This window comes from Larkinella knui (genome assembly GCF_003858645.1).
Taxonomy (GTDB): domain Bacteria; phylum Bacteroidota; class Bacteroidia; order Cytophagales; family Spirosomataceae; genus Larkinella; species Larkinella knui.
In genome coordinates this window covers 1,409,270-1,434,777 of record NZ_RQJP01000001.1, presented here as the reverse complement: position 1 = coordinate 1,434,777, position 25,508 = coordinate 1,409,270, and the positions used below count along the sequence as shown (strand labels likewise).

Genomic DNA, 25,508 nt, shown 5'->3' with positions numbered 1-25,508 from the left:
ACACCTCAGGCATTGATATGTTATTCAATTAATTATAAGAATAATACCATTCTATTCACTCTATACGTTTGAGGGATGGACAAAAAAAATCCCGGATCGGTGATCCGGGATTTTTTTGATGTATGTAGTGAATCGATCAGACCGTCTCGGCGTGAAGCCAGGCCTTTTTTGCCAGAAGGGTATCTTCCTCTTCCACCACATCCGGGTCAGGTATACAACAGTCGACCGGACAAACGGCTGCACATTGTGGCTCCTCATGGAAACCCACACATTCCGTACATTTATCAGAAACGATGTAATAAAATTCGTCGGATACCGGGGTTTGCGGATCTTTACCGTTGACTACCGTACCATCACCAAAATCGACAACATCCAATTCTGTGCCTCCGCCCCAGGTCCACTCCACACCGCCTTCATAAATGGCCGTGTTAGGGCATTCCGGTTCGCAGGCACCACAATTGATGCATTCATCTGTGATCATGATTGCCATTTGCAGGTAGAAATTTAGTGATTCGTGGCGGAATCCAATCTCCGATCAAGAGATTCGTTACCTTACGAAACAGTTGCTGGTTAATTAAATTGATAACTAATCAACAAATATAATTATTTAAAGGTTGGCACCAAACTATAATTTATTTTTGCCGGTTCATCTGTATGTAAAGTCGCCTGAATCAAAATGAATTTAACCAATCGAATTGCCACGTTTGTCGAATTAGGTCATTTCCTGAAAGACCCCCAAAACACGCCGGAATTGCAGGAAATTATCGAAAAAGCCTACTATTCCAACCATTGGTTCACCCCGGAAAACTGCTCAAAATCGCTCCAGGCTATCGCTGATGAGTACCTTAATGAAGAAAAGTTATGGGCATGGATAAAAGGTTATACTGTCGTTACCGAGGGTCCTAAAAATGTGGGAGTTGTCATGGCAGGCAATATTCCGGCTGTCGGTTTTCACGATCTGCTGTGTGTACTTTTGAGCGGGCACCGGATTCTAGCCAAAGTAAGCACCCCGGATTTTGTACTAATCAATTATTTAATACAAAAAATCGTTGAAATCAATCCGGATTTTGCGGAACGTATCCTTATTAGTGAACGGTTGAATCAGGCCGACGCCTTTATTGCGACCGGCAGTTCCAACTCGGCCCGGTATTTTGAGTATTATTTTTCCAAAAAACCGCACATCATTCGCCGAAACCGCTCGTCGGTCGCCATTTTAACGGGCCGTGAAACGGCCGACGACCTGAATGCCCTGGGTCACGATGTGCTCGATTATTTCGGATTGGGTTGCCGGAACGTCTCCACGCTCTTTGTGCCCGAACACTACGATTTTATTCCGCTCCTGAAATTGCTCGATCCCCTGGCTTTTCAGTTTACGAGCCATCACAAGTACAATAACAATTATGATTATAACAAATCGATTTATCTGATCAACGGTGTGCCCCATTTCGACAACGGCTTTTTGTTGCTAACCGAAAATGACGGGCTGGTTTCCCCCATTTCGACGCTCTATTTCCAGCAGTATGCCGATTTGAGAGCCCTTGAAGAAAAGCTAACACCACTGGCGGATAAATTGCAGTGTATTGCTTCAAAAGACGGCTTTTTTCCGGGCAGCATCCCGTTGGGGACAACCCAGCGTCCCGGGTTGAACGACTATGCGGACGGAATTGATACGATGGCATTTTTACTGACGCTCTGACTCACCAAAAAAAGTTCCGGGAAGTCAGTGCGTCTTCCCGGAATCTCATTGGTTAACCTAGTATGAATGGTGTGGATCGCTACTCTTTTTCCGAAACCAGCGAATCCGTCGTTGACCCTGACGGCATTTCAGGTCTGAGCGAAAAGTAGGTCTGCGAGGGTTGTCGGCTGAGACTGACCCGATTATCTACGGCCGGCATTCGTTCCGATGATTTAAAAATCTGAACCCGGTAGTCCCCGCTCGGCATATTGCTCAGGTTGAATCGATAATACCGCTGATAACTATTTTCGTACTGCTGGCAAACCGTTTGGCCTTTCGAATTCAGAATTTCGATCCGCAGCCGTTCTTCGTGTGGATTATAGATAAATACCTTCAATACCGCATCTCCGCCGTTGGCCGATGCGACAATTCGCGTCATCAGATCGTCTGACGATGCACGACGCGCAGCCTGCATCAGTTCTTTGCGCTTGGTAGCCACCCGTCGGTCTTCGGTATGGGTCGGCAGGTTTACCGTTTTCACCCGGGAATCCTCCGGTTGATTCTGGCTTACCTTCGTCAACGTTGCGTTCAGCTGGCGAACATTCCGCTTCGTTAACTTGACCAGTTTATTCGGATGGGTTTCCTGATGGAGTAGCTGCTGATCAGCCGTGTAATACCGGATGGCAGTTCCGTTGGTACGGTAGTCGGTCGACACTTCCCAATAGCCGGGAGTTTTTGACTTTGTGCTGTCGTAATACGCGTTGGTTTGCGCCAGCAACGAACCGGCCGAAAGCAGGCAGAGGGTCAAAACACTGAAAATCGTTTTCATGGTGTGTGAAAGTTTGTTCTGTCATTTTAGTCGCTTTCTTTTCCATGAATGGTAACATCTTCTGCATAAAAAATTGAAAACCAAGCATTTTTCGGCATATTTGGCTAAAGCATACCTCTGTACCGATGCGCTTTTTTGCTCGCCAGCCCCCTGATTCTGACCTAATTGCCGGACTGCTAGCCGGTGGCATTCAACGCAGGCAATGCGAAGATCGGCTGTACCAGAAATACGATTATCTGATTGCTACAGGCACCCGAAAACACCGGCTGCAGGAAGACGATTGCGCCAGTGCCTATTCGGATACGATTCTGACCGTCATCGAACATATTCTTGCCGGACATTTTGAGGGACGGTCGGAGTTGGCAACGTATATTTATCAGATATTCAATAACAAGTGTATCGACCTGATTCGGAAGAAATCAACGCAGCGGGATCAGGTTCATCAGGCGGTTTCTCTCGACGATTCGCTCTTGCAACTGCCCGATTCGGCCCGGTCCATCGTGCAGCAGCTGATTGCGCAAAGTGACGTCGATCGCCTGCGCAGCCTGATCGGCAAACTGGGCGAAAAATGCCGGGACATGATTCTGGCGTGGGGAGAAGGCTATTCGGATGAGGAAATTGCCCGCCAGCTGAATTATAACACGGCTTCGGTTGCTAAAACCAGCCGGCTCCGCTGTTTAGAACGCTTGAAGGAATTATACAGATGAACGATCTGGAACTCATCGATGATTATTTTTCCGGACGACTGCCCGTGGAGGAACGCGCGCGTTTTGAAACGTCTCTGCAAACCAACTCCCAATTGGCCGATGCTGTCGCTTTCTACCTGCTAGCCCGGCAAGCGGCCCAAAACGAAGCCCGCGCCAACCAAAAAGCCCGTTTTGAAACGCTGCGGAAAAAATCGGCCTCCGTGCGACCCATGCCCGTTCGCTCCCGGATCGCTCTGGCGGCTTGTTTGCTGCTGGTTCTCGGGTTGGGCGGTTATTGGTTTTTCCAGCAGCAAACCCCGTCGGCAACCGAGTTGGCCGATCAGTATATTCAACAGAAATACAGCCGGTTAACCACCACCATGGCTGAAAAGAGCGATAGCCTTCAACTCGGAGTCAATCTGTATAATGATGGAAAATTAACCGAAGCCGGAGCGGTTTTTAGTGACTTGCTGCATCGGCAACCTAACGATGACCGCGCCCTGAAATTAGCCGGACTGGTATCACTCCGAACCGGTCGCTATGATCAGGCCATCATTTTCTTTCACCGGCTGGGTGAGCAAACCGACCTGTTTGCCAATCCCGGCTTGTTTCTGGAGGCCCTTACCCGTCTCAAGCGCGGCCAACCTACGGATAACCACCAGGCGGAGGTATTGCTAAAAATCGTTATCGGGCATAATCTGGAAGGCAAGGCGGAAGCGGAAGAATTGATCAGGAAATTATGAAATACCGTCAGGACCGGGCCCACCCGTTTCATAAATGCCACGGATGGCCCGCAGAATGCGCTCCTGAGGTAGTTTTTTAAGTAAATACCCGGAAGCCCCCGCGCCGATGGCATCAATCACCCGATCATCCAGGTCATCTCGTATCAGCAGTAACAGATCGATGTGCGGAAATCTCCGCTGAAGCCGGGCCGTTGCGGCATTCTGGTTCGCACCGGTTAACTCAACGTCCATCAGCACCACATCCGGATAAAACCGGGTCAATTGCCCTTCCAAATCATCCGTATCGGCAAATGACCCCAATAAGGCATAGCCTTCCGTTGCTGCAATCTGTTTCGAAAGAGCCTTTCGAAAGCAGACATCCTTTTCATAGATAAGTATCCGTACTGCCATGACGTCCGTTTAGCTTCGTGCGTCTCCTTTGTCGGAATCGACCGAGCAAACGGAAACAAGTAGGCGTTCAACGTTCCGTGACGGATGGAATTTCCAGACAGGGTGTTATCCTGAAGTGAGGGAATAACGACTAATGGTGTATGGCCTCAAACGCCAGTAAGACAACGACTTAGGCAACCAGAAAACCACCCGTCATGAAGGAACTTGAATGGATCGACGATTATTTTTCCGGGCGGTTATCACCGGTTGATCGACAGCATTTCGAAGCGTCCCTTCTGAAAAACACACCCTTTGCCCAAACCGTCGCCTTTTATCTGCTAGCCCGTCAAGTTGCCCGGAAGGAAACCCGCCGAAACATAAAACCGCTGCCGGTCCGGCGATTACCGGGCTGGGTGGTGGGAGCCGTTGCCGCCAGTCTCGTATTCCTGCTTGGTTTAAGCTGGTACTTCTGGTTACGACCGACGCCACCGTCGGCAACCGAACTGGTCGAACACTACCTTACGGGCAATTACTACCACCTGCCCACGACCCTCGACGGGCGGAAAGACAGCCTCACAACCGGCGCCCATTACGTCAATGAGGGAAGATGGCAGGAAGCGAAAGCGGTTTTCGAGTCCATCCTCGAACGCCAGCCTGATCATCCCGACGCATTAAAATTGGCCGGTCTTGTTTCCCTCCGGCTCGGCCAATACGACCAAGCCATTGACCGTTTCCACCGGCTGGGGCAGCAATCGGATTTGTATGCTAATCCCGGCATTTTTCTGGAAGCCCTGGCTTATCTGAAGCGTGGACAACCGATGGATAAAAACCGGGCCGAAAATTTGTTACGCACTGTAATTCAGGACAATTTGGAGGGTAAGGACGAAGCGGAGCAGTTGGTAAAACGAATCAAGGGTAATTAACTAAACCTTTATATCCCCATGCGTATTTTTCCTGCTTTTTTAAGCCTCTGCGTCACACTCTTTGCCTTGCAATCCTGTCAATGGGTTTATACGACCATCCGAACACCACCCAAGGCCGATACCTATAATCCCGACCAAAACATCATTCTGTTCGCGCCAAGTATACAGGGGCAGGATACCGTTTCGATGCCGGTTGCCTTCCAGCGCAGTATGATTGCCAAAGTCAATCAAACCTTGCGTGATGCGGGGAAAGACACGATTTCAATCCGGACCTGGTGCCCTTGTGACAGTTCCCTCGTCTTGCTGGAAGGCACGAATCTGGATCAGTTAAACATTAGCGGCAAAGAAATGGCATCCAATACCCGACCCAGCGGTGGTGTCGAAGGCAACCCGCCGACCGGAGAAATCTCCTTCACGAATGGCAATAACACCCTGAAATGGGATCAGGTTATCGAGGGCGGTTCCCGAAATTACATTCTTACCTTGCCTTTAGCCAAACCCGAAAGTCCCAAGCTGAAGACCATGCCACCCGTACCGCAAGCCCCTACAACAACGGAACAACCTTTTATTATTGCCATCACCGATACCGGCATTACCCCCGACCTGTATCCCGCTGTTAATGGCTGGACCTGGGTAAACCCCGATGAAGTAAACGCATTGGATCTGGACAAAAATGGTTTGATTGCCGACAAAAATGGCTGGAATTTTGTCAACAATACCACTACACTTACCGACAGCAACGGGCACGGCACGCTGGTCAACTCGCTGATTCACGAGCAGTTAACCAGCAACACCTGGGCCACGCAACACGTTCGCTACCTGCACCTCAAAACGTTCAATATCAACGGAAAAGGAACCCTTTTCAACAATCTCTGTGCGATGTCCTACGCTCGCCAGAAGAAAGCCAAAATCATTAACGCCAGCTGGGGATTTTATAACGCAGCAGAAAGTAAGCTGCTAAGTTATTTTCTGCGGGAATTAGCCGCTACGCATATCGCCTTTGTGGCGGCCGCCGGAAATGAATCGCCCGAACTTGAGTCTTCCTGGTTTGGACTGGTTCCGACGCCTTTTTTTCGAAATCTGGAAACCAATCCATTCTGGCCTGCCAATTTCAGCCACTCACACAAAAATGTAATTACAGTTACCACAATTCATCCCAAACAGGATGCAGGTCACAACGGGCATACCCGAGACAGTTACGAAGCCTACGAAACGTGTAAAGGCCAAAACTACTCCCGGCAGTATGTCAACTTCGGTGTTTTCAATTTTAATTTGAAAAATGACCCTTTTTGCAGTGTCTGGGATTTTACGAAACAAACCCCGGCATTTACATCCGGCAGTTCGTTTGCGGCTCCGGTTGTAACCGGCAAACTGGTTGCCAAACTGGGACCCGACTGGCCCGGCAGTGACCGAGATGAGCTTATAAAAGCCCTGGATAGGCTCGCTCCACCCGCTCCCGGTCAACCCATTCTGAAAAAGCACCCCTCGCTGGAAAGTCAAATAATTGCAGGAAGGTATATCCTGCGTTAGCCCCCGAATCCCGACCAAGATGCAAAGAAAGCCCGTCCGTTCAATCGCAGTTGCCACCCGGTATCGCCCATTCCCGTGGCGGATCGGGTGGCCGTTGTACGGACGAATCCTCGGATTCCTGCTGCTGGTTGGCAACGGAATTCAAGCGCCTGGTCAATGCCCAGACCCGGAAGCCATCCGCGCCCGGTACGATAGTCTGATGGGCTTGCCGAAAGAACACCAGGCCAGCGGTTTTCAGGCGCTGGTGCGCATCTGCGACCGGTGTCATCAAAACCGGGATTCTACTTACGCCAAAATCTGGCACCGGCTGGGTGCGTTGGCTTATTTTCAAAAAGATTATCCGAACGCGCTGACATTCACGCGCCGGGCCATTTCGCTCAACAGCCGGAAACGGCCGGATACCAGCCCTTCTTTTCTGGCCAAAAGCTACTTCAATCTGGGTAAAATTTACCTGGACAGTCAGGACGATCGGATGGCACGGTTAATTTTTCAGCAGTGTGTCACCAAAGGGAGCCTGTATCCCGAGCGATACGAACAGGTAGCCATGGGCTACTGGCATTTAGCCAACCTTTATTTTAAGGAATCCGACTACCAGAAAAGCATCCGTCAGGCCGAATTGGGTGCTTCGTTTGCCGGTCGAATCGGAAATAAAGAATTAGTTGCCGCCAATCTTACTGAAAAAGCCAATGGCCTGAAGGAAATCGGTGAGTATGAGCAGGCCCTGGCGATTATCCGTCAGATCATTCAATTGTTGGGCACTACGCCCAAACCGTCGATCGAACTGGCGAACGGTTATTCGTATCTGGCCAGCATATTGGCCAGGATGAATCGATTTGACGACGCTTTTACGGCCTACCACCAATCCTACAGCATTCACGCCCTACTCAACAATTCATACGGTCTGTCGGAAGTCACCTCCAACATCGGTTTTGTGTATGACAATTACCTGCACCAATACGACAAAGCACTGATTCAATACCGGAAAGCGCTGGAAACCATCGGCGACGACCAGTACGGACGCGTCCGAATCATCAGCAATATCGGTGAAATTTACTGGCGGAAACGGCACTACCCGACGGCCCTGCGTTATTTCCGCAGTGCGCTCGACACCCTGCATTTTGATGATCGTCAAAAACCAGCCCGGCTGACCGAAGCCATCAAACTGACTCCCTACAAAGAATACCTTCTTAGCCTTATTCTGAATCAGGCAGATACATGGCTCGATTATGCCAAAAACCAACCGGAAAATCAGCTGAAACACCTTCAGGAAGCCCTTAAACAGTACCAAATTGCCGATCAGATCATCGACGTCATGCGATTTGAACAGTCCGGTCAGCAATCAAAATTGTACTGGCGGCAGAAAACCCACAGCATGTATGAACGGGCCATCGAAACCGCTTACCGCCTGAACGATGCGGAACAGGCCTTCCATTTTTTTGAGAAAAGCCGGGCGGTTTTGTTAAGTGACAAGCTCAACGAACTGGGGGCCCGCCAGCAATTGCCTCCGCAGCAAACGCAACAGGAACTGGCCCTTCGTCAGAAAATCAGTGTCTGGCAAAATGAGTTGTCCGCCTTGAAAACCGGGAGCCGCCCATACGATTCGACCCGCACGGTATTACTGACCGAACAGGAAAAACTGGACGCTTTCCTGAAAAAAATCGAGCAGGAAAACCCGACCTATTACCGCTACAAATTTGACAATACCGTGCCGTCGCTCGCTCGGCTTCAGGATTGGTTACGGCAACGGAAGTCAACGCTGGTGGCGTATTTTGTCGGCGATAGCGCCTTGTACCTCCTGGCGATTGCCCCATCGGGGACCAAATTGCTGCGACAATCGGTCGTGGCCTACCAAAAATCCGTTCGGGAATTTTTGCCGCTTTGTGCCACTGAACAGCAAAACCGGCAGTTTGGTCGGTTCATAACTGCAAGCAATCGACTTTACAATCAGTTGATAAAACCGCTGGAACTTTCGACCGAGCGGGTTATTGTTTCGCCTGATTATCACTTCATTCCATTTGAATGCCTCAGCCAATCGGCCGACAAACCGGATTTTCTCATCAACCGCCACGCCTTCAGCTACGGCTATTCGGCGACGGTTTTGCTGAAAGAATCGACGGCTAGTTCCGCCGGGAGTTCGGAGTTTCTGGGCATGGCACCGGTAACGTTTAACGCGCCACTTCAGCAGGCAACCCTGTTGGGTTCCAGTCAGGTTTTGACGAAAATAAGCGACCTGTTCAGCCATCCGACGGTTTTGACCAACCAGACCGCTACCCGCCGGGCTTTCCGGACGCTGGCCCCGAATCATCAGGTTGTTCAGCTGTTTACGCACGCCGAAGCCGACAGCATCGGGCGCGAACCGCTCCTGTATTTTGCCGACTCCACCCTTCGTCTTTCCGAGCTGGACGACGAGGTACCGTACCAGACCCAGCTCATCGTTTTGTCGGCCTGCAAAACCAGCATCGGCGTCAATCAGCAGGGAGAAGGCATTTTTAGTCTGGCACGGGGCTTTGCAACCCTCGGAATTCCCAGCGTGCTCACCACGCTCTGGAGCGTCGAAGATCAGGCGACCTATCGGTTAACGGAGCGGTTTTACCACCATTTGAGCAAAGGGCTCCCGAAAGATCTGGCGCTCCAGAAGGCCAAGCTCGACTGGCTGGCGTCGGCTTCCCGCGCCGATCAACTGCCATATCGCTGGGCGGGCCTGATTCTGGTTGGCAACGCCGACCCACTTTCCCTTTTCAAAACGACCTGGTGGTGGCTGGGTGGCGGTTTAATGGTGGTTCTGGTCACAATCGGAGCCAGAACGCTGCACCGGCGGAACCGGTCGCCCAAAAGCGTTTACTGATAAACCCGCACATAATCTACTTCCAGCCGTTGCGGCCAGATCGATTCATCGACGCCTTTTTGACCGCCCCAATTTCCGCCAACGGCCAGGTTCAGAATCAGGTAAAATGGCTGATCAAACGGCCACTGTTCGTAGCTGCTGCCGGTTTCTTTTTTGGTAATGGTAAAATACACCGCGTTGTCGATCAGAAAAGCAATCGAATCGGCCGTCCAGTCGACGGAATAAACGTGGAAGTCATCCGTGGCCCCGGGCAGTGGTTTGATCCCGGTTTTTTCGGTGTGTTTGGTATGGTTATACGCTTCGGTATGAATCGTGCCGTGAATCTGATTTTCGTTGAAACCAACGTGTTCCATGATGTCGATTTCTCCATCGAGTGGCCATTTCATCGGTGTTTTCGCGCTTAGCATCCAGATGGCGGGCCAGGTCCCCCGCCCTTTCGGTAATTTAGCCCGAACGTCAATTCGGCCATATTGCCACTCGCCAAGTCCTTTTGTGGTGAGTTTGGCGGAGGTGTACTCCCGGTTTTCGAATTTTTCTTTCCGGGCTTCAATCCGAAGGATTCCGTTTTCAATCCGGGCATTTTCCGGACGGGACGCGCGGTAATACTGGAGTTCATTATTGCCAAAACCACTGCCGCCCACGTCGTACTTCCATTTACGGGTGTCGGGCAAACCGGCTTTTTCAAACTCGTCGGACCAGACCAGTTTACGTTCCGCAACGGTCCGGGTCGGTTCAGGGAACGTACAGGCGATCAAGGTGACCAGGGCAACAAGTAAGGTGCGCATACTGAATTTGATGAATTAACAAGGCTGGATTATTCCGCAAAACACATTCTAGTCCACAAGGATACCACTGTAAACCACAGAATGGTAACCATGAAAACGGTTCAGAGCGCGTAAGGCGTCTCGACCACATCCAAACCGTTGTTACCAAATGCATGTAACAACGCAATGAAATAAAGGTTTTTTGTACTTATAAAGACCAGAACAAGAGCGATTCCCAGGAGAACTGGCGACAGCCATGCGTTTCCGAGAGGAAGACTAGTACTGCCCAAAAGCCCAAATTAAAAATTGCGGCATCACCTGCCCCCAGGTTTCCGGATCGTGCCGACCGTCTTTGACTTCAACATACTGAACATCCCGGCCCCAGCGAAACCCTTTGCGTTCAATTTCGGCAATGAGGTCGAGCGTATCGTCGATGGAGTCGATAACGCCGTCGTGATCACGGTCGTCCGTTTCGTCCAGCGTACCGGTTTGAAACCAGAAAGCCGAGCCTTTCGGCGGTTTCGTTTTCCGAACCTGGGCATGCATAATCCGGTCAGTATCATCCGAATATCCGTCGTTCAGCCCGCGTTGCCGCCACCAGAAAGAGCCGGAAAAAACGCCCGCTTTCCGGAATACTTCCGGATGATGCCAGACCAGGTCGAAAGCCGACAAGCCACCGAGCGAAAACCCGGCGAAAACCGACTGATTCGGATCGTTCGTGATGCGGTAATGCTTCCGGAGGTACGGCAACAATTCATGCATGACAAAATTCGCATACGACCCGGCTTTGGAACCCCTGTGCAGGTAATCGGCCTGGGCGGCCACGCCGTATTCCTGAATCCGGTCACCGGCGTGAATGGCCACCAAAACGAAAGGCCGGATGGCGTTCTGGTGGTAAAGCGAATCCAAAACCGACGTCATCCGGAGCCGTTCCAGATCCTGACCATCGTTGAGGTATAAAACCGGAAATGGTTCTTTTGACGCGTCATAACCCGGCGGCAAAATGAGGTCCAGACGAACGGGGCGGTTCAGATAAACCGATACCAAACCGGTGTCGACCCGACTCAGGACGCCATTACCAGGTGTAGAAGTTGTAAGCAGTACGCTCATTATAAAACAGTTACAGTGTTTCCATATTTTATCCATTCCGTTGAAACAGGCAAAATAATGTATGGCTTTAGAACCAAAATTACGTACAGTTTTCTTGGAAATTGGCAATTATGGTTATCTTTCCTCCTGAATCATCCATTCATTTCAAACTAAAACCGCACGAAATTTTGCAGGAACACTACAGAAAATGGTACTCCCACCACCTGGGACGCGACATTGAAATGCTGGTTTATGGGGATTGGGGATACCCGGTTTTGCTTTTCCCCACCACCCTGGGGCGGTATTATGAAGCCAAGGATTTTAAACTGATCGACTCCGCCCGCTGGTTTATCGAGAACCGGAAAGTTAAAATCTACTGCATCGACAGCATCGACCGGGACAGCTGGTATGCCAAACATCTGCACCCTTCCGTCCGGATTCAGAATCACATTTTTTACGACAAAATGGTGAATGACGAACTGGTGCCGTGGATTCAGCACGAGTGTCAGGTCGGTAAAATTGCGGTGGGCGGGTGCAGTTTTGGCGGTTTTCAGGCGCTTAATTTCGCATTTCGCCACCCCGAGAAAGTAGCCCATCTCTGGTCGATGGGGGCCAAATTTGACATCAAATCGTTCATGAACGGGTATTACGACGATAATGTCTATTTTAACAACCCGCCCGATTACATTCCCAATGCGAACAATGATCAGTTTTACCAGATGAAAATCATTTTGGGAACCTCGGAGCACGATTTCTGCAAACCGGCTAATTATGCGATGTCTGAAATCCTGAACCGCAAAGGCATTCACCACTGGCTCGACGTGCGCCCCTGGGGCGAGCACGACTGGCCCGTCTGGCGCGAAATGTTTCCGCATTATTTGTCAACGATTTAACGGTTTACCAAACCCTCTACGGCTTTGAAATACGGCTACATCGAAAACCCGCGTCCGCTTCCGGAGGTTTTACACCAGCTTCGAACCTACATCGGGGAGTTGCCGGAACGGCTGCGGGGCTTCAGTGAAGAAGAACTGAGGTACCGAAAACCGGGCAAATGGTCGCGAAAAGAGATCCTGGGGCACTTGATCGATTCGGGGCTGAACAACCTCAAACGGTTTACGGATGCCCAGATTCTGCCCCCGCCGTATGAGGTGCAGCGGTATGATCAGAATCAGTCGGTGGTTTTCAACCGGTATCAGGACCTGCCGCTCGAACATTTGTTGACGTACTGGCAGTCATTGAATCGACAAATTTTGTATGTTACCGAAGTTATACCGGAGGAAACTCTACGACAACCGGTGATTCCGCCCGGCGATTCCCAGACCGTCACCCTGTTGTGGCTGATCGACGACTATGTAGCCCACCTGGGCCATCATTTCAAACAAATTTAAGTACATTGACTTTATCCATTTACCACAGGCGCTAATCCTGTACACGTACATGAAGAAAATTGGAATCCTTTTTGGGCAGGAAAACTCGTTTCCACAAGCCTTTGTCGACCGGGTCAATAGTAAAAACGAAACCGACATCAGGGCCGAATTTGTGACCATCGACAAGGTTGTTCAGGGAGAAGCAACGGACTATGCCGTCATCATCGACCGGATTTCGCAGGACGTACCGTTCTACCGGGCTTACCTGAAAAACGCGGCTTTGACCGGAACCGCCGTCATCAACAACCCATTCTGGTGGAGCGCCGACGAGAAGTTTTTCAACAACGCCATTGCTACCAAGCTGAACGTGCCGGTGCCGAACACCGTCCTGCTGCCTTCGAAAGACCGGCCCGACGATACGAATGAAAACTCGTTCCGGAATCTGAAACTGATGGATTGGGACTTCATTTTCAACTACATCGGTTTCCCGGCCTACATGAAACCGCACTCGGGCGGGGGCTGGAAAAGCGTTTACAAGGTTTATAACGCGGACGATCTGTGGGAAAAATACGCCGAAACCGCTCAGCTGGTGATGATGTTGCAGGAAGAAATCATTTTCGATGATTATTTCCGGTGTTATTGCATTGGCGGAACCGATGTTCGGATTATGCCCTACGAACCGCGCAATCCGCACCATTTGCGGTATGCTGCCGAGCCCAAAGTAACCGGCGATGCGTATAAAAAACTGATGACGACGATTAAAAACTACGTCATTGCCCTCAACCGCGCATTGGGCTATGATTTTAATACCGTCGAATTTGCCATTCGTGACGGTATTCCGTATGCCATCGACTTCTGCAACCCCGCGCCGGATGCCGATATTTATTCGGTGGGTCAGGATAATTTCGAGTGGGTAGTGGAAGCTGCCGCCAACATGGCCATCGCCCGGGCGAAAGCTCAACAACCGGGTGGTGACAACCTGACCTGGGGTTCCTACATCCAGCGTTCGTCGCACGGGCGCCTTTTTGTGCCGGAAACGCTGGTTGAAGAATCCGTCGAAAAACCGGTTGAAAAGAAAAAAGCGAAGAAAGACGAGAAAAAAGCCAGCGACAAGCCGAAGAAAAAGGAAAGTGCTGATGCCGATGCGGGAAAAAAAGCGACCAAAAAAGACAAAAAGGCCAGGTAATTAATCGGTTCACTCAGCCAAACTCTTATTCATGCCAGTTTTCACTCTAGGAATCGAAGAAGAATTTCAGACGATCGACCCGGTTACGCGCGAACTGCGTTCGCACATGTCGAAAATTGTGGAAGGCGGTCAAATCCAGTTGCAGGAACGCGTAAAAGCCGAAATGCACCAGGCCGTCGTAGAAGTAGGTACCAACATCTGCACGAACATCCACGAAGCGCGCGAAGAGGTTACGTACCTGAGACGGATGATTTTTGAACTGGCCGAGAAGCAAAATCTGAAAATTGCGGCCGCCGGAACGCATCCCATTTCCGACTGGCAGGACCAGCTGATTACCGACAACGAACGCTACGATAAACTGATCGACGAGATGCGTGACGTGGCGCGGTCCAACCTGATTTTTGGCCTCCACGTACACGTGGGCATCGAAAACCGGAACGAGGGCTTGCACATTATGAATGCCGTGCGGTATTTTTTGCCCCACATCTACGCCCTTTCGACCAATTCACCCTTCTGGTGTGGCCGGAATACCGGTTTTAAATCGTATCGTTCGAAGGTGTTCGACAAATTTCCGAGAACCGGGATTCCCGATTATTTTTCGTCAGCCGCCGAGTATGACGACTATATCAATCTGCTCGTAAAGACGAACTGCATCGACAATGGCAAGAAAATCTGGTGGGACATCCGGCTGCACCCGTTTTTCGACACGATTGAATTCCGGATTTGCGACGTGCCGATGCGGGTCGATGAAACGATTTGTCTGGCGGCTGTGATGCAGGCACTCGTGGCCAAAATTCATAAACTTCACAAGCAAAACCTCAATTTCCGCCCGTATCGCCGACTTTTGATCAACGAGAATAAGTGGCGGGCGGCCCGTTACGGCATCGAGGGCAAGCTCATCGACTTTGGTAAGCAGGAAGAAGTTCCTTACCACACGCTGGCCCAGGAATTGCTCGATTTTATCGACGATGTGGTCGACGACCTCGGTAGCCGGAAAGATGTGGAATACGTCAAAACGATTCTCGAAATGGGAACCGGTGCCGATCGCCAGTTGGCAGTTTTTCGTCAAACCAATGATTTGAAGCGGGTTGTCGATTATATTGTTGAGGAAACTTCTCACGGTTTATGATAGTTATCCTGGAATAGGATTTTTTCCAACCCGCCGAAGGTGTTTTGAAATTTTAGATGGAAAAGCCCCTTTTAAGGGTTGGGAGCTTTTAAAACGTACCAATGGAATCAATGAAAGTGGCCGTTCTGGACTTAAATAATAACGTCCCGAATGAAGGAATGCGCTGTATTTTGAAATTAATCCGGAATATCAGCGAAAAGGAACAGTTGGAATTAACGCACACGGTTTTTGACGTACGAGGCAAAAGTGAAGTGCCGGGCCTGGAATACGATATTTACATTTCCAGTGGAGGCCCCGGCAGTCCGATGCCCAGCAACGAGCCGTGGGAAGACGCTTATTTTCAGTTGATCGACCAGCTATTTCTGCACAACCGAACCAACGGGCAAAAAAAATATTTATTTCTGATTTGCCATTCCTTTCAACTGGTGTCGCGGCATCTGGGCATCGGAACCATCAGCAAACGCCGATCAACGTCGTTTGGCATTTTTCCGATTCATAAAACGGACGACGGGCAATCTGACCCGTTGTTTCAGAACTTACCCGACCCGTTTTTCGCGGTCGACTCACGGGATTATCAGCTGATCGAACCCAATTGGCAACGCATTAGCGAACTGGATGCCAAGGTGTTATGCCTGGAGAAAATCCGCCCGCACGTCGAGTATGAACGGGCGATTATGGCCGTCCGGTTCACCAATGAAGTGTTCGGCACTCAATTTCATCCGGAAGCCGACGGCGAAGGCATGTTACGGTATTTTATGAAAGACGAGAAAAAACGGCAGATCGTGGAAAATTACGGGGAAGATAAATACAACGAAATGGTTGCGTCGTTGCTCGATCCGCAAAAAATCGGGCTGACCGAATCGGTTGTTATTCCGGGGTTTCTGCGCCAAACCATCTAAAAATCTAACGACGCGCCCGGGGTGATTGAATTCACCCGGGTTGCTCCCACTGTTTATGATTCAATCGATTCGCCAGGCCTACAACCAAGCTTTTAGCCCGGAACAATACCGGGCTTTTTTGGATCAAATTCAGCACGATTATCCGGGCCAGCTGGATTTCCGGGTAGCTGAGACGCCGGTTTTTGTTCCTCTGTCGTTAAAAAACCGGATTCTGCAAGCCTGCGAGTCGATTATCGATACGCTCACGGATGATCAGTTTAAAACCTGGTCCGAAGCCGCTATTCCGCCCGGTCAGCGGGTTCCCAACGAGAACGATCATTCCTCCTTCCTGGCGATTGATTTTGCCATCTGTAAGGACGACACCAACGAGTTGATACCGCAGTTGATCGAACTTCAGGGCTTTCCTTCCCTCTTCGGATTCCAGTCCTACGTGTCGGGTAATTACAGACACCACTTCCCCATACCCGACGGTTTCAGCCACCTGTTCGACGTGGATTCCGACGAAACCTATCGCCAGCATTTGCGCCGGCTGATCGTGGGAACGGAGCAACCGGAACAGGTTATTCTGCTGGAAATCTATCCGGAAAAACAAAAAACCCGCATCGACTTTGTCATTACCCACGAGATGCTGGGCATTGAAGCGGTTTGCCTGACTAAAATCCAGAAGGAAGGACGGAAGCTTTACTACGAAAAAGACGGCCAGCGGTATCACATCAAGCGAATCTATAACCGACTGATATTCGATGAGTTAGAAAATTTTCCGGATCTAAAAACTGCCTTTTCCCTAACCGACGACGTAGATGTTGAATGGATCGGGCACCCCAACTGGTTTTTCCGCATCAGCAAACATACGCTGCCTCTTTTGAACAGCCCCTATGTGCCGGAAAGCCATTACCTGAATGCGCTGACTACTTACCCCGAAGACCTGGAAAACTACGTTTTGAAGCCCCTTTTCTCGTTTGCCGGTAGTGGCGTAAAACTGTCCATTACGAAAGCGGACCTGGATTCAATTACCGATAAAGAGAATTATTTACTGCAACGGAAGGTAAAATACGAGCCGGTTATTCAGTCACCGGACGGGCTGGTGAAGTGTGAAATCCGGATGCTCTACATCTGGCACGAAAAAGATCCGCGCCCGACCTTACTGACGAATCTGGCCCGGTTAAGTCGGGGTGAGATGATCGGCGTCCGATTCAACAAGGATTTTGACTGGGTGGGCGGAACGGTTTGTTATTTTGAGGAATAAAGAGGAAAGACAAGCGAGACTTCAATCCTTAAAGATCCGGTCCCCGCTTGTCTTTCCTGTTTATTCACTTTCCAATCCGTACCTGATAGCTTAAATACGGCAGCGGACTGGTCCGAATCAGTCCATTGGAGCTGTAAATGGGCATTAAAATAGCGGTATCGAAGGCATGTCGTCGCCGGTTAAACCGCAGGCCCGCCGAAGTCAAACCGGACAGATAGGTATATTGCGGCTCGACGGCCTCTCCCACCAAAATAATATTCTGATTGATAAACGTCAGATCCGGGGTGAGCTTCCGCACATAACCGATCGTTACGACCCCCGAGGAGGCAACTCCCTGCCCGGAAAAGGTCACCCCTGCGCCAACGGTAATGTTACGCTCCGCGTCGCCCACCGTGACAATGCCCTGAGCCAGCCCCAGTTTCGTCAACAGCCGTTCGTTCAGGCGAACGCCAACGTACTGAACGTGCAACGCAATGTGGGTGCGGGAGGTAAGTTTAGTGCCAAATTTGGTCGAGAACGTGTGGAAATTTTGCGGACTTAAGGTCTGGAAAGTCGTCCCGACGCTCCAGTTTTTGGTCACACCAACATCCAGGCGGCTGAACAAAACGTAACTGCTTTGAAAATAAAGGCTCCTTTTTTCGGGCATATACGCCGTAGGCATGAAAAATAACCGGAACGGAAAGCCATTGGGAAAGTCGGGACCACTGCTTAAGGTGCCGCCAACCAGATCGGCGCGGAGGATTTCATGGGTCGACAACAGCCGATCGCCCTCTTTTTTGGTCCGGATCAGATACGACGCACTATCCCGACGAACGAATTGCCCGCGAAAGGTAGTGCCATTTTTGAGGATAAAATCGTACGTTCCGGGAATGTGCGTCATCCCGGGTTCGTAATAAACATCCTGCGCAAAAGCCCTCGAAATCAATACTATTCCCAGAAAAACAGACAGGTAGATTAGCTTCATAGGCAGGCTGGATTTCGTAATAATTAAAGTTAATAAACTTACTCATTTCGCCCAAGCGATATATAGATGTATTTTTGTACCGGCTACTAACTATTTCATTGACGAACAACCCTATTTTAACCCATCGGCAGCTGTTTTTTCAGCACGTTGCCCAAACATCCGACTTCCCGCTGGCACTCGAAATCGAGCGGGCTGAGGGTCTTTATCTGTATGGATCGGGTACGCGTTACCTCGACCTGATTTCCGGAATTGGTGTCAGCAACGTGGGCCACCGGCATCCGCGTGTGATCGCTGCCATTCAGGAACAACTGGACAAATACCTGCATTTGATGGTGTACGGCGAATTTGTGCAGGCACCGCAGGTTGAACTGGCGCAGGCACTGGCACAGACCTTGCCCGAACCGCTCACCAATGTGTATTTCACCAACTCCGGCACTGAAGCCATTGAAGGGGCCATGAAACTGGCGAAACGCTTTACCCGGCGAGGGGAAATTATTTCGTGTTTCAATGCCTATCACGGTGCGACACAGGGTGCGCTTTCGCTGTCGGGAAGTGAGAATTTTAAACGCAATTTCCGGCCTCTCCTACCCGGTATTCGCCATATTCAACACGGCGACTGGCAGCACATCGACCACATTACCACCAAAACGGCGGCTGTTATTATGGAAGTGGTTCAGGGCGAAGCGGGCGTTCGGGTGCCGGAAGCGGCTTATCTTCAGGCTGTGCGTCAGCGGTGTACAGCGGTGGGGGCTTTGCTGGTTTTCGACGAAATCCAGACCGGTTTTGGCCGTACCGGAACCTTCTGGGCGTTTGAGGATTTTGGCGTGGTGCCCGATGTGGTGGTTTGCGCCAAAGGAATGGGGGGCGGAATGCCCATCGGCGCCTTCATTAGCTCGGCGGAAATCATGGGCGTTTTTAAGAACAACCCAATTCTGGGCCACATTACGACGTTTGGCGGCCACCCGGTTTGCTCGGCGGCCTCGCTGGCGACGCTGCGGGTCATTCAGGACGAAAAATTACACGAACAGGCCGAAGCGAAAGGCCAGTTGTTCAAGCAGTTGCTCGTCCACCCGAAAATTAAAAGCATTCGGGGAAAAGGGCTGATGCTGGCGGCTGAGTTTAACTCGTTCGAGGTTTTAAAACCGGTAATCGACCGCGCGATTTTCAACGCAACATCCGGCATGGGCGTCATCACCGACTGGTTTTTATTCTGCGATAATTCGATGCGCATCGCGCCCCCGCTGATCATCTCGGACGATCAGATCCGGGAAGCCTGCGCGGTGATTCTGGACGCCGTCGATGCCTGAAACCGGTTTTCGACCCGTTACGAACGTTGTTTGACCGAGCGAACCGGCGAGCCATTCCGGACTTCTTCCGTGGCCGAAGTCATGATCTGATCGCCTTCTTTCACATCGCCAAAAACCTCGACGCTGTCGCCGTCTTCCAGTCCTTTCTGAACCGGAACCCATTCGGCTTTCTGATTCAGCACTTTAACAATAAAAACGCCGGTCGATGAATTGATGATGGCCGATTTGGGAACAATGAACGTGGTATTTTTGGTCGGCAACGGAATGGTCACTTCTGCCACCATGCCCGGCAACAATTTCCGGTCGGTATTGATCACATCCACTTCGGTGCGTTCCGAGCGCAGGCGTTTGTCGAGCGCGCCCGCCAGGCGTTTCACTTTTCCGGTGAATTTTTTATCCGGAAATGCCTTGACCGTAAAACTTACTTCGTCGTTCAGGTCGACATAACCCGTATACGCTTCGGGAACGGCAATGACCAGACGCAACCGTTTTTGCTCCGTTAAGACAAACAGCGGCAACTCCGATCCTTTGCCCGAGGGCCCGATGTAGGCACCGGTGCTGACGTTCCGCAAACTGATGATACCGCTGAAAGGTGCCCTGATTTCCAGGTATTTCCGCATATCGGCCACTTCCCGATAGGCCGACTTAGCGGCTTGCAGTTGGGCATAATCGGATTCTTTTTTTGCCAGTGTCTGTTCGATCATCGACTGCGCAACGGTTCCCGGCGTTTTGGCGGCATCCACGTAACGGTCGTAATTCGACTTGCTGGCGATATAGAGTGCTTCCTGCGACTTCAACTTCGATTCGGCCGATGCCAGTTGGGCGTTCAGCTCGGGGGCTTCGGCCAGGGCCAGCAACTGGCCTTCCTTTACCTCCGAACCCACGTCGGCGTGGATGGATTTAACAAACCCGCTGACCTTGGCGTACATATCCACATCCCGAAACGCCAGCAATTCGCCGGGAATCTGAAGGCTCGATGACAACTTGCCTTTGTGAAGCGCAAACACCTCGATCGGTTCCGGTTCTTCCGCAACCGCTACCTTATCCGCTTTTCCTTCCGTCGAGTTGCAGCTATTCAGGGAAGTTAGCACCAGAATTCCGGAAAAAGCCGCCAATACCGGATAGCCAACTCTATTCATTAACCGATTCATATGCACCAGGAATATAATGTTTACTTTCTTTGTCTTCAGGATCCAGGGATACCGATTGGGTCGATGAGTTACCCTGCACCCAGGCAAATACCAATGGTAAAATGTGCAGGGCCGCAAAAGTCGAAGCAATCAGACCGCCAATCACCGCGCGCCCCAGCGGAGCCGCTTGAGAGCCGCCTTCGCCAAACCCAAGCGCCATCGGCAGCATCCCGACCACCATCGCCACGCTGGTCATCAGAATGGGCCGCATCCGCAGCGAAGCGGCTTCTTTGGCCGCCAGCAACGCATTGTGATTTTTCATCCGCAACTGTTCCGCATTGGTTACCAGCAACACGGCATTGGAAATGGAAACCCCAACCGACATGATCATGCCCATGTACGATTGCAAATTGAGCGTCGACCCGGTGAGCAACAACAGCGCCAGCGACCCCGCCAGCACGGCCGGAACGGTACAAAGCACGACCAGCGACACTTTAAAGGATTGAAAATTGGCCGAAAGCATCAGGAAAATCACAATGATCGCCGTCAACAAACCGGTCTGTAAACTATCGAGCGTCTCGGTCAACACCTGCGTCAGCCCCCGGGTTTCAATCGTTAAACCGCGTGGCAATTCGCCGAGGCTGGCAATGGCTTTTTTGACGTCGACCGTGGCCGTTCCCAAATCCATATCATTCAAATTCGCCGTGACGGATAAAACCGGTATCGCCCCAATGTTGTCATTTTCACCGTAGGTTTTACCTTTTTTAATCGTTGCCACATCACTCAAAACGGGCCGGTTTGTATTCGGCGTAACCGGTATTTCACCGATGTCGTTGATATCGGTCATCTGGTTCTCCGGAATCTGCACCTGCACGCTGTACATCTGACTACTTTTCGGGTCGATCCAGACGTTTTTTTCGGTAAACCGGGATGACGAAGTCGATGCCGTCAACGAACGCGAAATAGCCGAAACATCGGTTCCCAATTGAGCCGCTTTGATCCGATCAATTTCAATGTTTATGGCCGGGTAATTAATGGCCTGGCCAATCTGAATGTCCCGCAGATACGGTATCTTTTTCAAGCTGGCAATAACCTTGTTAGCGTATTCTTCATTCTGCGGTTTATTCTTGCCCATTACTTTCACTTCAATGGGCGTGGGCGATCCCTGACTCAGGATTTTATCCGTCAATTCAATCGGCTCGAACGACAGTTTTATGCCGGGCAAAGCCGCTTTCATCTTCTCCCGGTATTGATCCTTGAGCGCATCCAGATCGACGTCATAATCGTGTTTTAAACTCACCTGCAACACGCCTTCCTGCGGCCCTGCCATGAACAGATAAATCGGACTGGTTGAAAATTGTGACCCGTGCATGCCCACCATAGCTGAGGTAATATCGACGTTTTCTTTGCCCACCAGCTCATGCAACACATCGATGGCTTTCAGCATCGTGGTTTCGGTTTTTTCCAGTCGGGTGCCATCCTGCGCCCGCAGCCGCACCTGAAACTGACCGGAGTCGACCCGGGGTAAAACGTCGCGGCCAATGATCGACAAAAAGAGAGCTGTCAGGCCCAAAGCAACCACCACATAACCGACCGTAATCGATTTTTTATACGGAATGGTCCAGTCGATAAAACGAATAAACGCCAACCGGAGCCGTTCAAAAAGTCCGATTTTTCCGTCATTATCGAGGTCGGCCTGGTTTGCCAGACTGGCTTTTCCATTCAGTGATTTACCAACATTGGTCCCATTCCCGTTCAGGGCAAGGGTTTTCGCATCCCGCAAATCGTGTTTTCCGGCTTTTCCATTGGCTTTGTGCTTGTGCTCCTTCATCAGCCAGTTGGCCAAAACCGGAACCAGCGTCTGGGCCATCACGTAGGACGTCACCATCGAGAACGCAATGGCCAGCGACAAGGGCATGAACAAGGCCCCGGGAATGCCTTTCATGGTAAAAGCCGGCGCAAATACCGCCAGAATACAGAATAAAATCAGCAGTTTGGAGAACGCAATTTCCTTACAGGCATCCCAGATCGCCAGGGCTTTGGGCTTGTTCATGGCCAGATGCTGGTGAATGTTTTCGATGGTTACGGTCGATTCATCCACGAGAATACCAATGGCCAAAGACAAACCGCTCAACGTCATAATGTTGATGGTTTGGCCGAATAACGAAAGAAATAAAACACCCGAAATAATACAGATCGGAATGGTAATAATCACGATCAAAGCGCCCCTTGGATCGCCTAGAAATAACAATACCATTAAACCGGTTAAAATAGCCCCAATAATTCCTTCCGTAATGAGACTTTCGACCGAATTAATAACATAAACGGATTGATCGAATTCATACGACAACTTGACGTCCTCCGGTAATAAGGACTGAAAACGGGGCAGTTCTTTTTTCAAATTCTGAACCACTTCCCAGGTCGATGCATCCGCGGATTTGGTGATCGGTAAATACACCGAACGGCGACCGTTTACCAACACATAACCCGACGTTATATCCGCGCCATCTTCCACCCGGGCCACATCTTTCAGGTAGAGATTCTGGACGGTTCCAGTGTATAACGGGATGTTTTCAAAGTCTTTAACATTTTTGATGGTGGTGTTGGCCGGCGTGAAATAATTCAGGTCGCCAACCCGTACATTTCCGGCCGGTGTTGCCTGATTATTAAGCCGCAAAGCCGCCACTAACTGATCGGGCGTCAGGTTATGAGAACGCAGTAAAGCCGGGTCGGCTTTGATGACAATGGTCCGGGAATTTCCGCCAAATGGAGCCGGCGCCACCAGGCCGGGAATGGAGCTAAAACCGGCCCGAATATAAACATTGGCCATGTCCTGCAACTCATTATTCGTCCGGATCGGGCTACTCAAAACCAGTTGCCCGACCGGTAAAGTCGACGCATCGAAACGGAGAATAAACGGCGGTTGTGATCCGGGTGGAAAGATGGCCTGCGCCCGGTTGGTATAAGCCGACACTTCGGCCGCGGCCTGCGCCATATTGGTGCCTTCATAAAAAGAAAGCTTAATCAGCGTAAGCCCCTGGATATTACGGGTTTCGATACTTTTTACGCCCGATACATACAGCAGAAGATTGACGTATTGCTTGCCAAAAAACGCTTCCATCTGGTTGGGCGTGTACCCACCAAACGGGTGAGAAATGTAGATAACCGGCAAATCCAGATTGGGAAAAATGTCGATCTTGATCGTGCGAACGGCACCGACACCAAAATAAAATAGCCCCGCCACCAGCACCAGAACGGTAATGGGCTTGCGTAAGGCGGATCGGATTAACTCCATAACGTACTAATTAAAAGTTGGAATGTATCGGGCATTCTCACCCGATTACCGGATTTGCCCCGTAATCTTAGCCGCCCAATACCAGGCTTTTTTGGGATCACGGTCTGCGACACTTTGCAGGAGTGACGTGTGCATCGTTTGCTTACTCAGCAAGGTCTCCGTCGTTATGAAAACTTCCATAAACGACTTCTTCATTTTATCGGCAATGATTTTGTACAAATCGACGAGTACTTCATTTTTGGATGCCATCGCCAGCCGGATATGAAATTGAATATCGGCTTCGATGCATTCTTCCGGACGGTTTTGCAGGGCGGCTTCGTGGCGCTGTTGCAGGTAGCCGGTCATAATGTCGATGTCTTCCTGGGTCCGGTTCAGCGCGGCTTTTTCGGCAATTTTCAGTTCCAGAAGTTGACGAACTTCGTTCACATCGTCCCCCTCGGCGCGGGACAAACTCTGATGAAAAGGCTCAATACTGAGTTGTTGAAGCTCCACAAAAGTGCCCAACCCCTGCTGAACCCGGATTAAACCCTTGTTTGCCAGGATGCGGATGGCTTCCCGGATCGTTGACCTCCCAACGCCAAACTGTTGCATGAGTTCGGGCTCGGATGGCAATTTCTCGCCAATTTTGTAATGGCTGGATGCAATGAGCTGTTGAAGCTTGTTTACCACCGCATCGGCCAGGCTCTCCCGCTTTATGAGGATCGTTTCTGAAGTCATCATATCATCTGATGAGTAAAAATAACGCTTAGATTTTAAACGAACAAGCCACTCAATCGATATGCATTTTTCGGAAACAGCGGAATACGAATAACAAAAAATACCAGCGGAATACTGCTATACCCTTGAGCCTTATGGGTTAGCGTCCCTCAAATTGTCTACTTTGAGCTCTATTGCAAAACAATATGGGCTGAAAATACATTGTATTTTAATGAACGATCAACTACCGACCCCAACCAATTCCTATCCGGCTCCCCGCAAAAATGTTTTGCTGCTTAGTTGCATGGACTTACGGCTTCTTGACGATATTGTGCGGTTTATGCAGCGCGACAACCTGACCAACCGCTACGATCAGTTCATCCTGGCCGGTAGCTCACTGGGCGCCAATCTGCATGCATCGTGGAATGAAGTGCTGTTTGAACACATCGGGACGGCTTGCGAATTACACGGCATCAAGGATGTTTATATTCTCGAACACCGGCATTGCGGAGCCTACGAAAAATTCCTGGGCGCTGAAGGCACGTTTGACGACTCGCCGGAAGGTCAGCTAACGGAATACCAGCTGCATAAAGAGAATGCCGGGCGACTAGCCCACGCCATTCACGAATGGTGTGAAAAAAATAACTATCCCTTGAATGTACGGACGCTGTTGATGGATCTGCGGGGTGAGGTTTCCAACCTTGACTACCTGCCCACTTCGATTAATTCGTAGGCATCTGATCTGAAAAACCGTTGTCTGATCCGGTTCCTTTTGCTATATTGACCTTAAATTTGAGGACGAACGCCAAGGTGACAACCCCCATGTAACTTATTGA

At 50.5% G+C, this 25,508-nt stretch carries 23 protein-coding genes; 14 read left to right on the top strand and 9 right to left on the bottom strand.

Annotated elements, in window-relative coordinates; all coding sequences use genetic code 11:
* Positions 1–136: 136 nt before the first annotated feature.
* A complete protein-coding gene (locus EHT87_RS05845; protein ID WP_124904762.1) occupies positions 137–490 on the bottom strand; it encodes a 4Fe-4S dicluster domain-containing protein in 354 nt (117 codons plus the stop codon).
* A gap of 186 nt (positions 491–676) precedes the next feature.
* Between EHT87_RS05845 and EHT87_RS05840 the strand changes: the two genes are divergently transcribed.
* Positions 677–1,696 carry an acyl-CoA reductase gene (locus EHT87_RS05840; protein ID WP_124904760.1) on the top strand — a complete coding sequence of 340 codons (1,020 nt, stop codon included), beginning with the start codon at positions 677–679 and terminating at the stop codon, positions 1,694–1,696.
* Positions 1,697–1,775: 79 nt separating this feature from the next.
* On the opposite strand, the gene EHT87_RS05835 is transcribed toward EHT87_RS05840, so the two are convergent.
* Complete coding sequence (locus EHT87_RS05835; protein ID WP_124904758.1) at positions 1,776–2,504, bottom strand: T9SS type A sorting domain-containing protein; 729 nt, start codon at positions 2,502–2,504, stop codon at positions 1,776–1,778.
* Between the two features lie 125 nt (positions 2,505–2,629).
* Here EHT87_RS05835 and EHT87_RS05830 point away from each other — a divergent pair, with 125 nt between their 5' ends.
* Together EHT87_RS05830 and EHT87_RS05825 are read left to right on the top strand one after the other, a co-directional pair.
* The gene (locus EHT87_RS05830) at positions 2,630–3,211 is read left to right on the top strand and encodes an RNA polymerase sigma factor (protein WP_124904756.1); all 582 of its coding nucleotides are present in this window, start codon (positions 2,630–2,632) and stop codon (positions 3,209–3,211) included.
* Positions 3,208–3,933, top strand: coding sequence for a tetratricopeptide repeat protein (locus EHT87_RS05825; RefSeq protein ID WP_124904754.1), 726 nt, complete (start codon positions 3,208–3,210; stop codon positions 3,931–3,933). The genes EHT87_RS05830 and EHT87_RS05825 overlap by 4 nt, the downstream gene beginning before the upstream one ends.
* On the opposite strand, the gene EHT87_RS05820 is transcribed toward EHT87_RS05825, so the two are convergent.
* Positions 3,928–4,323, bottom strand: a complete 396-nt coding sequence (locus EHT87_RS05820; RefSeq protein WP_124904752.1) for a response regulator — start codon at positions 4,321–4,323, stop codon at positions 3,928–3,930. The two genes, EHT87_RS05825 and EHT87_RS05820, sit on opposite strands and share 6 nt — an antisense overlap.
* Before the next feature lie 194 nt (positions 4,324–4,517).
* On the opposite strand from EHT87_RS05820, the gene EHT87_RS05815 reads away from it, so the two are divergent.
* From EHT87_RS05815 to EHT87_RS05805, 3 genes are read left to right on the top strand one after another with little or no spacing between them, the layout of a single operon-like run.
* Positions 4,518–5,225: a tetratricopeptide repeat protein gene (locus tag EHT87_RS05815; RefSeq protein WP_124904750.1), complete on the top strand. Its 708-nt coding sequence runs from the start codon at positions 4,518–4,520 to the stop codon at positions 5,223–5,225.
* An 18-nt stretch (positions 5,226–5,243) separates the two neighbouring features.
* Positions 5,244–6,755 carry a S8 family serine peptidase gene (locus tag EHT87_RS05810; RefSeq protein ID WP_124904748.1) on the top strand — a complete coding sequence of 504 codons (1,512 nt, stop codon included), beginning with the start codon at positions 5,244–5,246 and terminating at the stop codon, positions 6,753–6,755.
* A 19-nt stretch (positions 6,756–6,774) separates the two neighbouring features.
* Positions 6,775–9,600: a CHAT domain-containing protein gene (locus EHT87_RS05805; protein WP_124904746.1), complete on the top strand. Its 2,826-nt coding sequence runs from the start codon at positions 6,775–6,777 to the stop codon at positions 9,598–9,600.
* Here the strand turns inward: EHT87_RS05805 and EHT87_RS05800 are convergent.
* Positions 9,594–10,385 (bottom strand): glycoside hydrolase family 16 protein, encoded by a 792-nt coding sequence (locus EHT87_RS05800; RefSeq protein WP_124904744.1) that lies wholly within the window; start codon positions 10,383–10,385, stop codon positions 9,594–9,596. The two genes, EHT87_RS05805 and EHT87_RS05800, sit on opposite strands and share 7 nt — an antisense overlap.
* 255 nt (positions 10,386–10,640) lie before the next feature.
* Positions 10,641–11,474, bottom strand: coding sequence for an alpha/beta hydrolase (locus EHT87_RS05795; RefSeq protein WP_124904742.1), 834 nt, complete (start codon positions 11,472–11,474; stop codon positions 10,641–10,643).
* A 167-nt stretch (positions 11,475–11,641) separates the two neighbouring features.
* Between EHT87_RS05795 and EHT87_RS05790 the strand changes: the two genes are divergently transcribed.
* The 6 genes from EHT87_RS05790 (at position 11,642) to EHT87_RS05765 (ending at position 17,280) form a co-directional block, all read left to right on the top strand.
* The gene (locus EHT87_RS05790; RefSeq protein WP_124906047.1) at positions 11,642–12,346 is read left to right on the top strand and encodes an esterase family protein; all 705 of its coding nucleotides are present in this window, start codon (positions 11,642–11,644) and stop codon (positions 12,344–12,346) included.
* A gap of 24 nt (positions 12,347–12,370) precedes the next feature.
* The gene (locus tag EHT87_RS05785) at positions 12,371–12,841 is read left to right on the top strand and encodes a DinB family protein (RefSeq protein ID WP_124904740.1); all 471 of its coding nucleotides are present in this window, start codon (positions 12,371–12,373) and stop codon (positions 12,839–12,841) included.
* A 49-nt stretch (positions 12,842–12,890) separates the two neighbouring features.
* Positions 12,891–14,006, top strand: coding sequence for an ATP-grasp domain-containing protein (locus EHT87_RS05780; protein ID WP_124904738.1), 1,116 nt, complete (start codon positions 12,891–12,893; stop codon positions 14,004–14,006).
* Between the two features lie 31 nt (positions 14,007–14,037).
* Positions 14,038–15,135 (top strand): carboxylate-amine ligase, encoded by a 1,098-nt coding sequence (locus EHT87_RS05775; RefSeq protein ID WP_124904736.1) that lies wholly within the window; start codon positions 14,038–14,040, stop codon positions 15,133–15,135.
* 101 nt (positions 15,136–15,236) lie between these two features.
* A complete protein-coding gene (locus EHT87_RS05770; RefSeq protein WP_124904734.1) occupies positions 15,237–16,034 on the top strand; it encodes a type 1 glutamine amidotransferase in 798 nt (265 codons plus the stop codon).
* A 55-nt stretch (positions 16,035–16,089) separates the two neighbouring features.
* Complete coding sequence (locus EHT87_RS05765; RefSeq protein WP_124904732.1) at positions 16,090–17,280, top strand: hypothetical protein; 1,191 nt, start codon at positions 16,090–16,092, stop codon at positions 17,278–17,280.
* A gap of 64 nt (positions 17,281–17,344) precedes the next feature.
* On the opposite strand, the gene EHT87_RS05760 is transcribed toward EHT87_RS05765, so the two are convergent.
* On the bottom strand, positions 17,345–18,244 hold the full coding sequence (locus tag EHT87_RS05760; protein WP_124904730.1) for a hypothetical protein: 900 nt from the start codon (positions 18,242–18,244) through the stop codon (positions 17,345–17,347).
* A 98-nt stretch (positions 18,245–18,342) separates the two neighbouring features.
* Between EHT87_RS05760 and EHT87_RS05755 the strand changes: the two genes are divergently transcribed.
* The gene (locus EHT87_RS05755; protein ID WP_229320865.1) at positions 18,343–19,551 is read left to right on the top strand and encodes an aspartate aminotransferase family protein; all 1,209 of its coding nucleotides are present in this window, start codon (positions 18,343–18,345) and stop codon (positions 19,549–19,551) included.
* A 17-nt stretch (positions 19,552–19,568) separates the two neighbouring features.
* Here EHT87_RS05755 and EHT87_RS05750 read toward each other — a convergent pair whose 3' ends face one another.
* Genes EHT87_RS05750 through EHT87_RS31800 form a run of 3 tightly spaced genes read right to left on the bottom strand, consistent with a single transcriptional unit; the run spans position 19,569 to position 24,696 of the window.
* Positions 19,569–20,690 (bottom strand): efflux RND transporter periplasmic adaptor subunit, encoded by a 1,122-nt coding sequence (locus tag EHT87_RS05750; protein ID WP_229320863.1) that lies wholly within the window; start codon positions 20,688–20,690, stop codon positions 19,569–19,571.
* Positions 20,683–23,976, bottom strand: a complete 3,294-nt coding sequence (locus EHT87_RS05745; RefSeq protein ID WP_124904726.1) for an efflux RND transporter permease subunit — start codon at positions 23,974–23,976, stop codon at positions 20,683–20,685. The genes EHT87_RS05750 and EHT87_RS05745 overlap by 8 nt, the downstream gene beginning before the upstream one ends.
* Before the next feature lie 45 nt (positions 23,977–24,021).
* Positions 24,022–24,696 (bottom strand): FadR/GntR family transcriptional regulator, encoded by a 675-nt coding sequence (locus EHT87_RS31800; protein ID WP_124904724.1) that lies wholly within the window; start codon positions 24,694–24,696, stop codon positions 24,022–24,024.
* A gap of 208 nt (positions 24,697–24,904) precedes the next feature.
* On the opposite strand from EHT87_RS31800, the gene EHT87_RS05735 reads away from it, so the two are divergent.
* Positions 24,905–25,405, top strand: coding sequence for a hypothetical protein (locus tag EHT87_RS05735; RefSeq protein WP_124904722.1), 501 nt, complete (start codon positions 24,905–24,907; stop codon positions 25,403–25,405).
* Positions 25,406–25,508 lie beyond the last annotated feature (103 nt).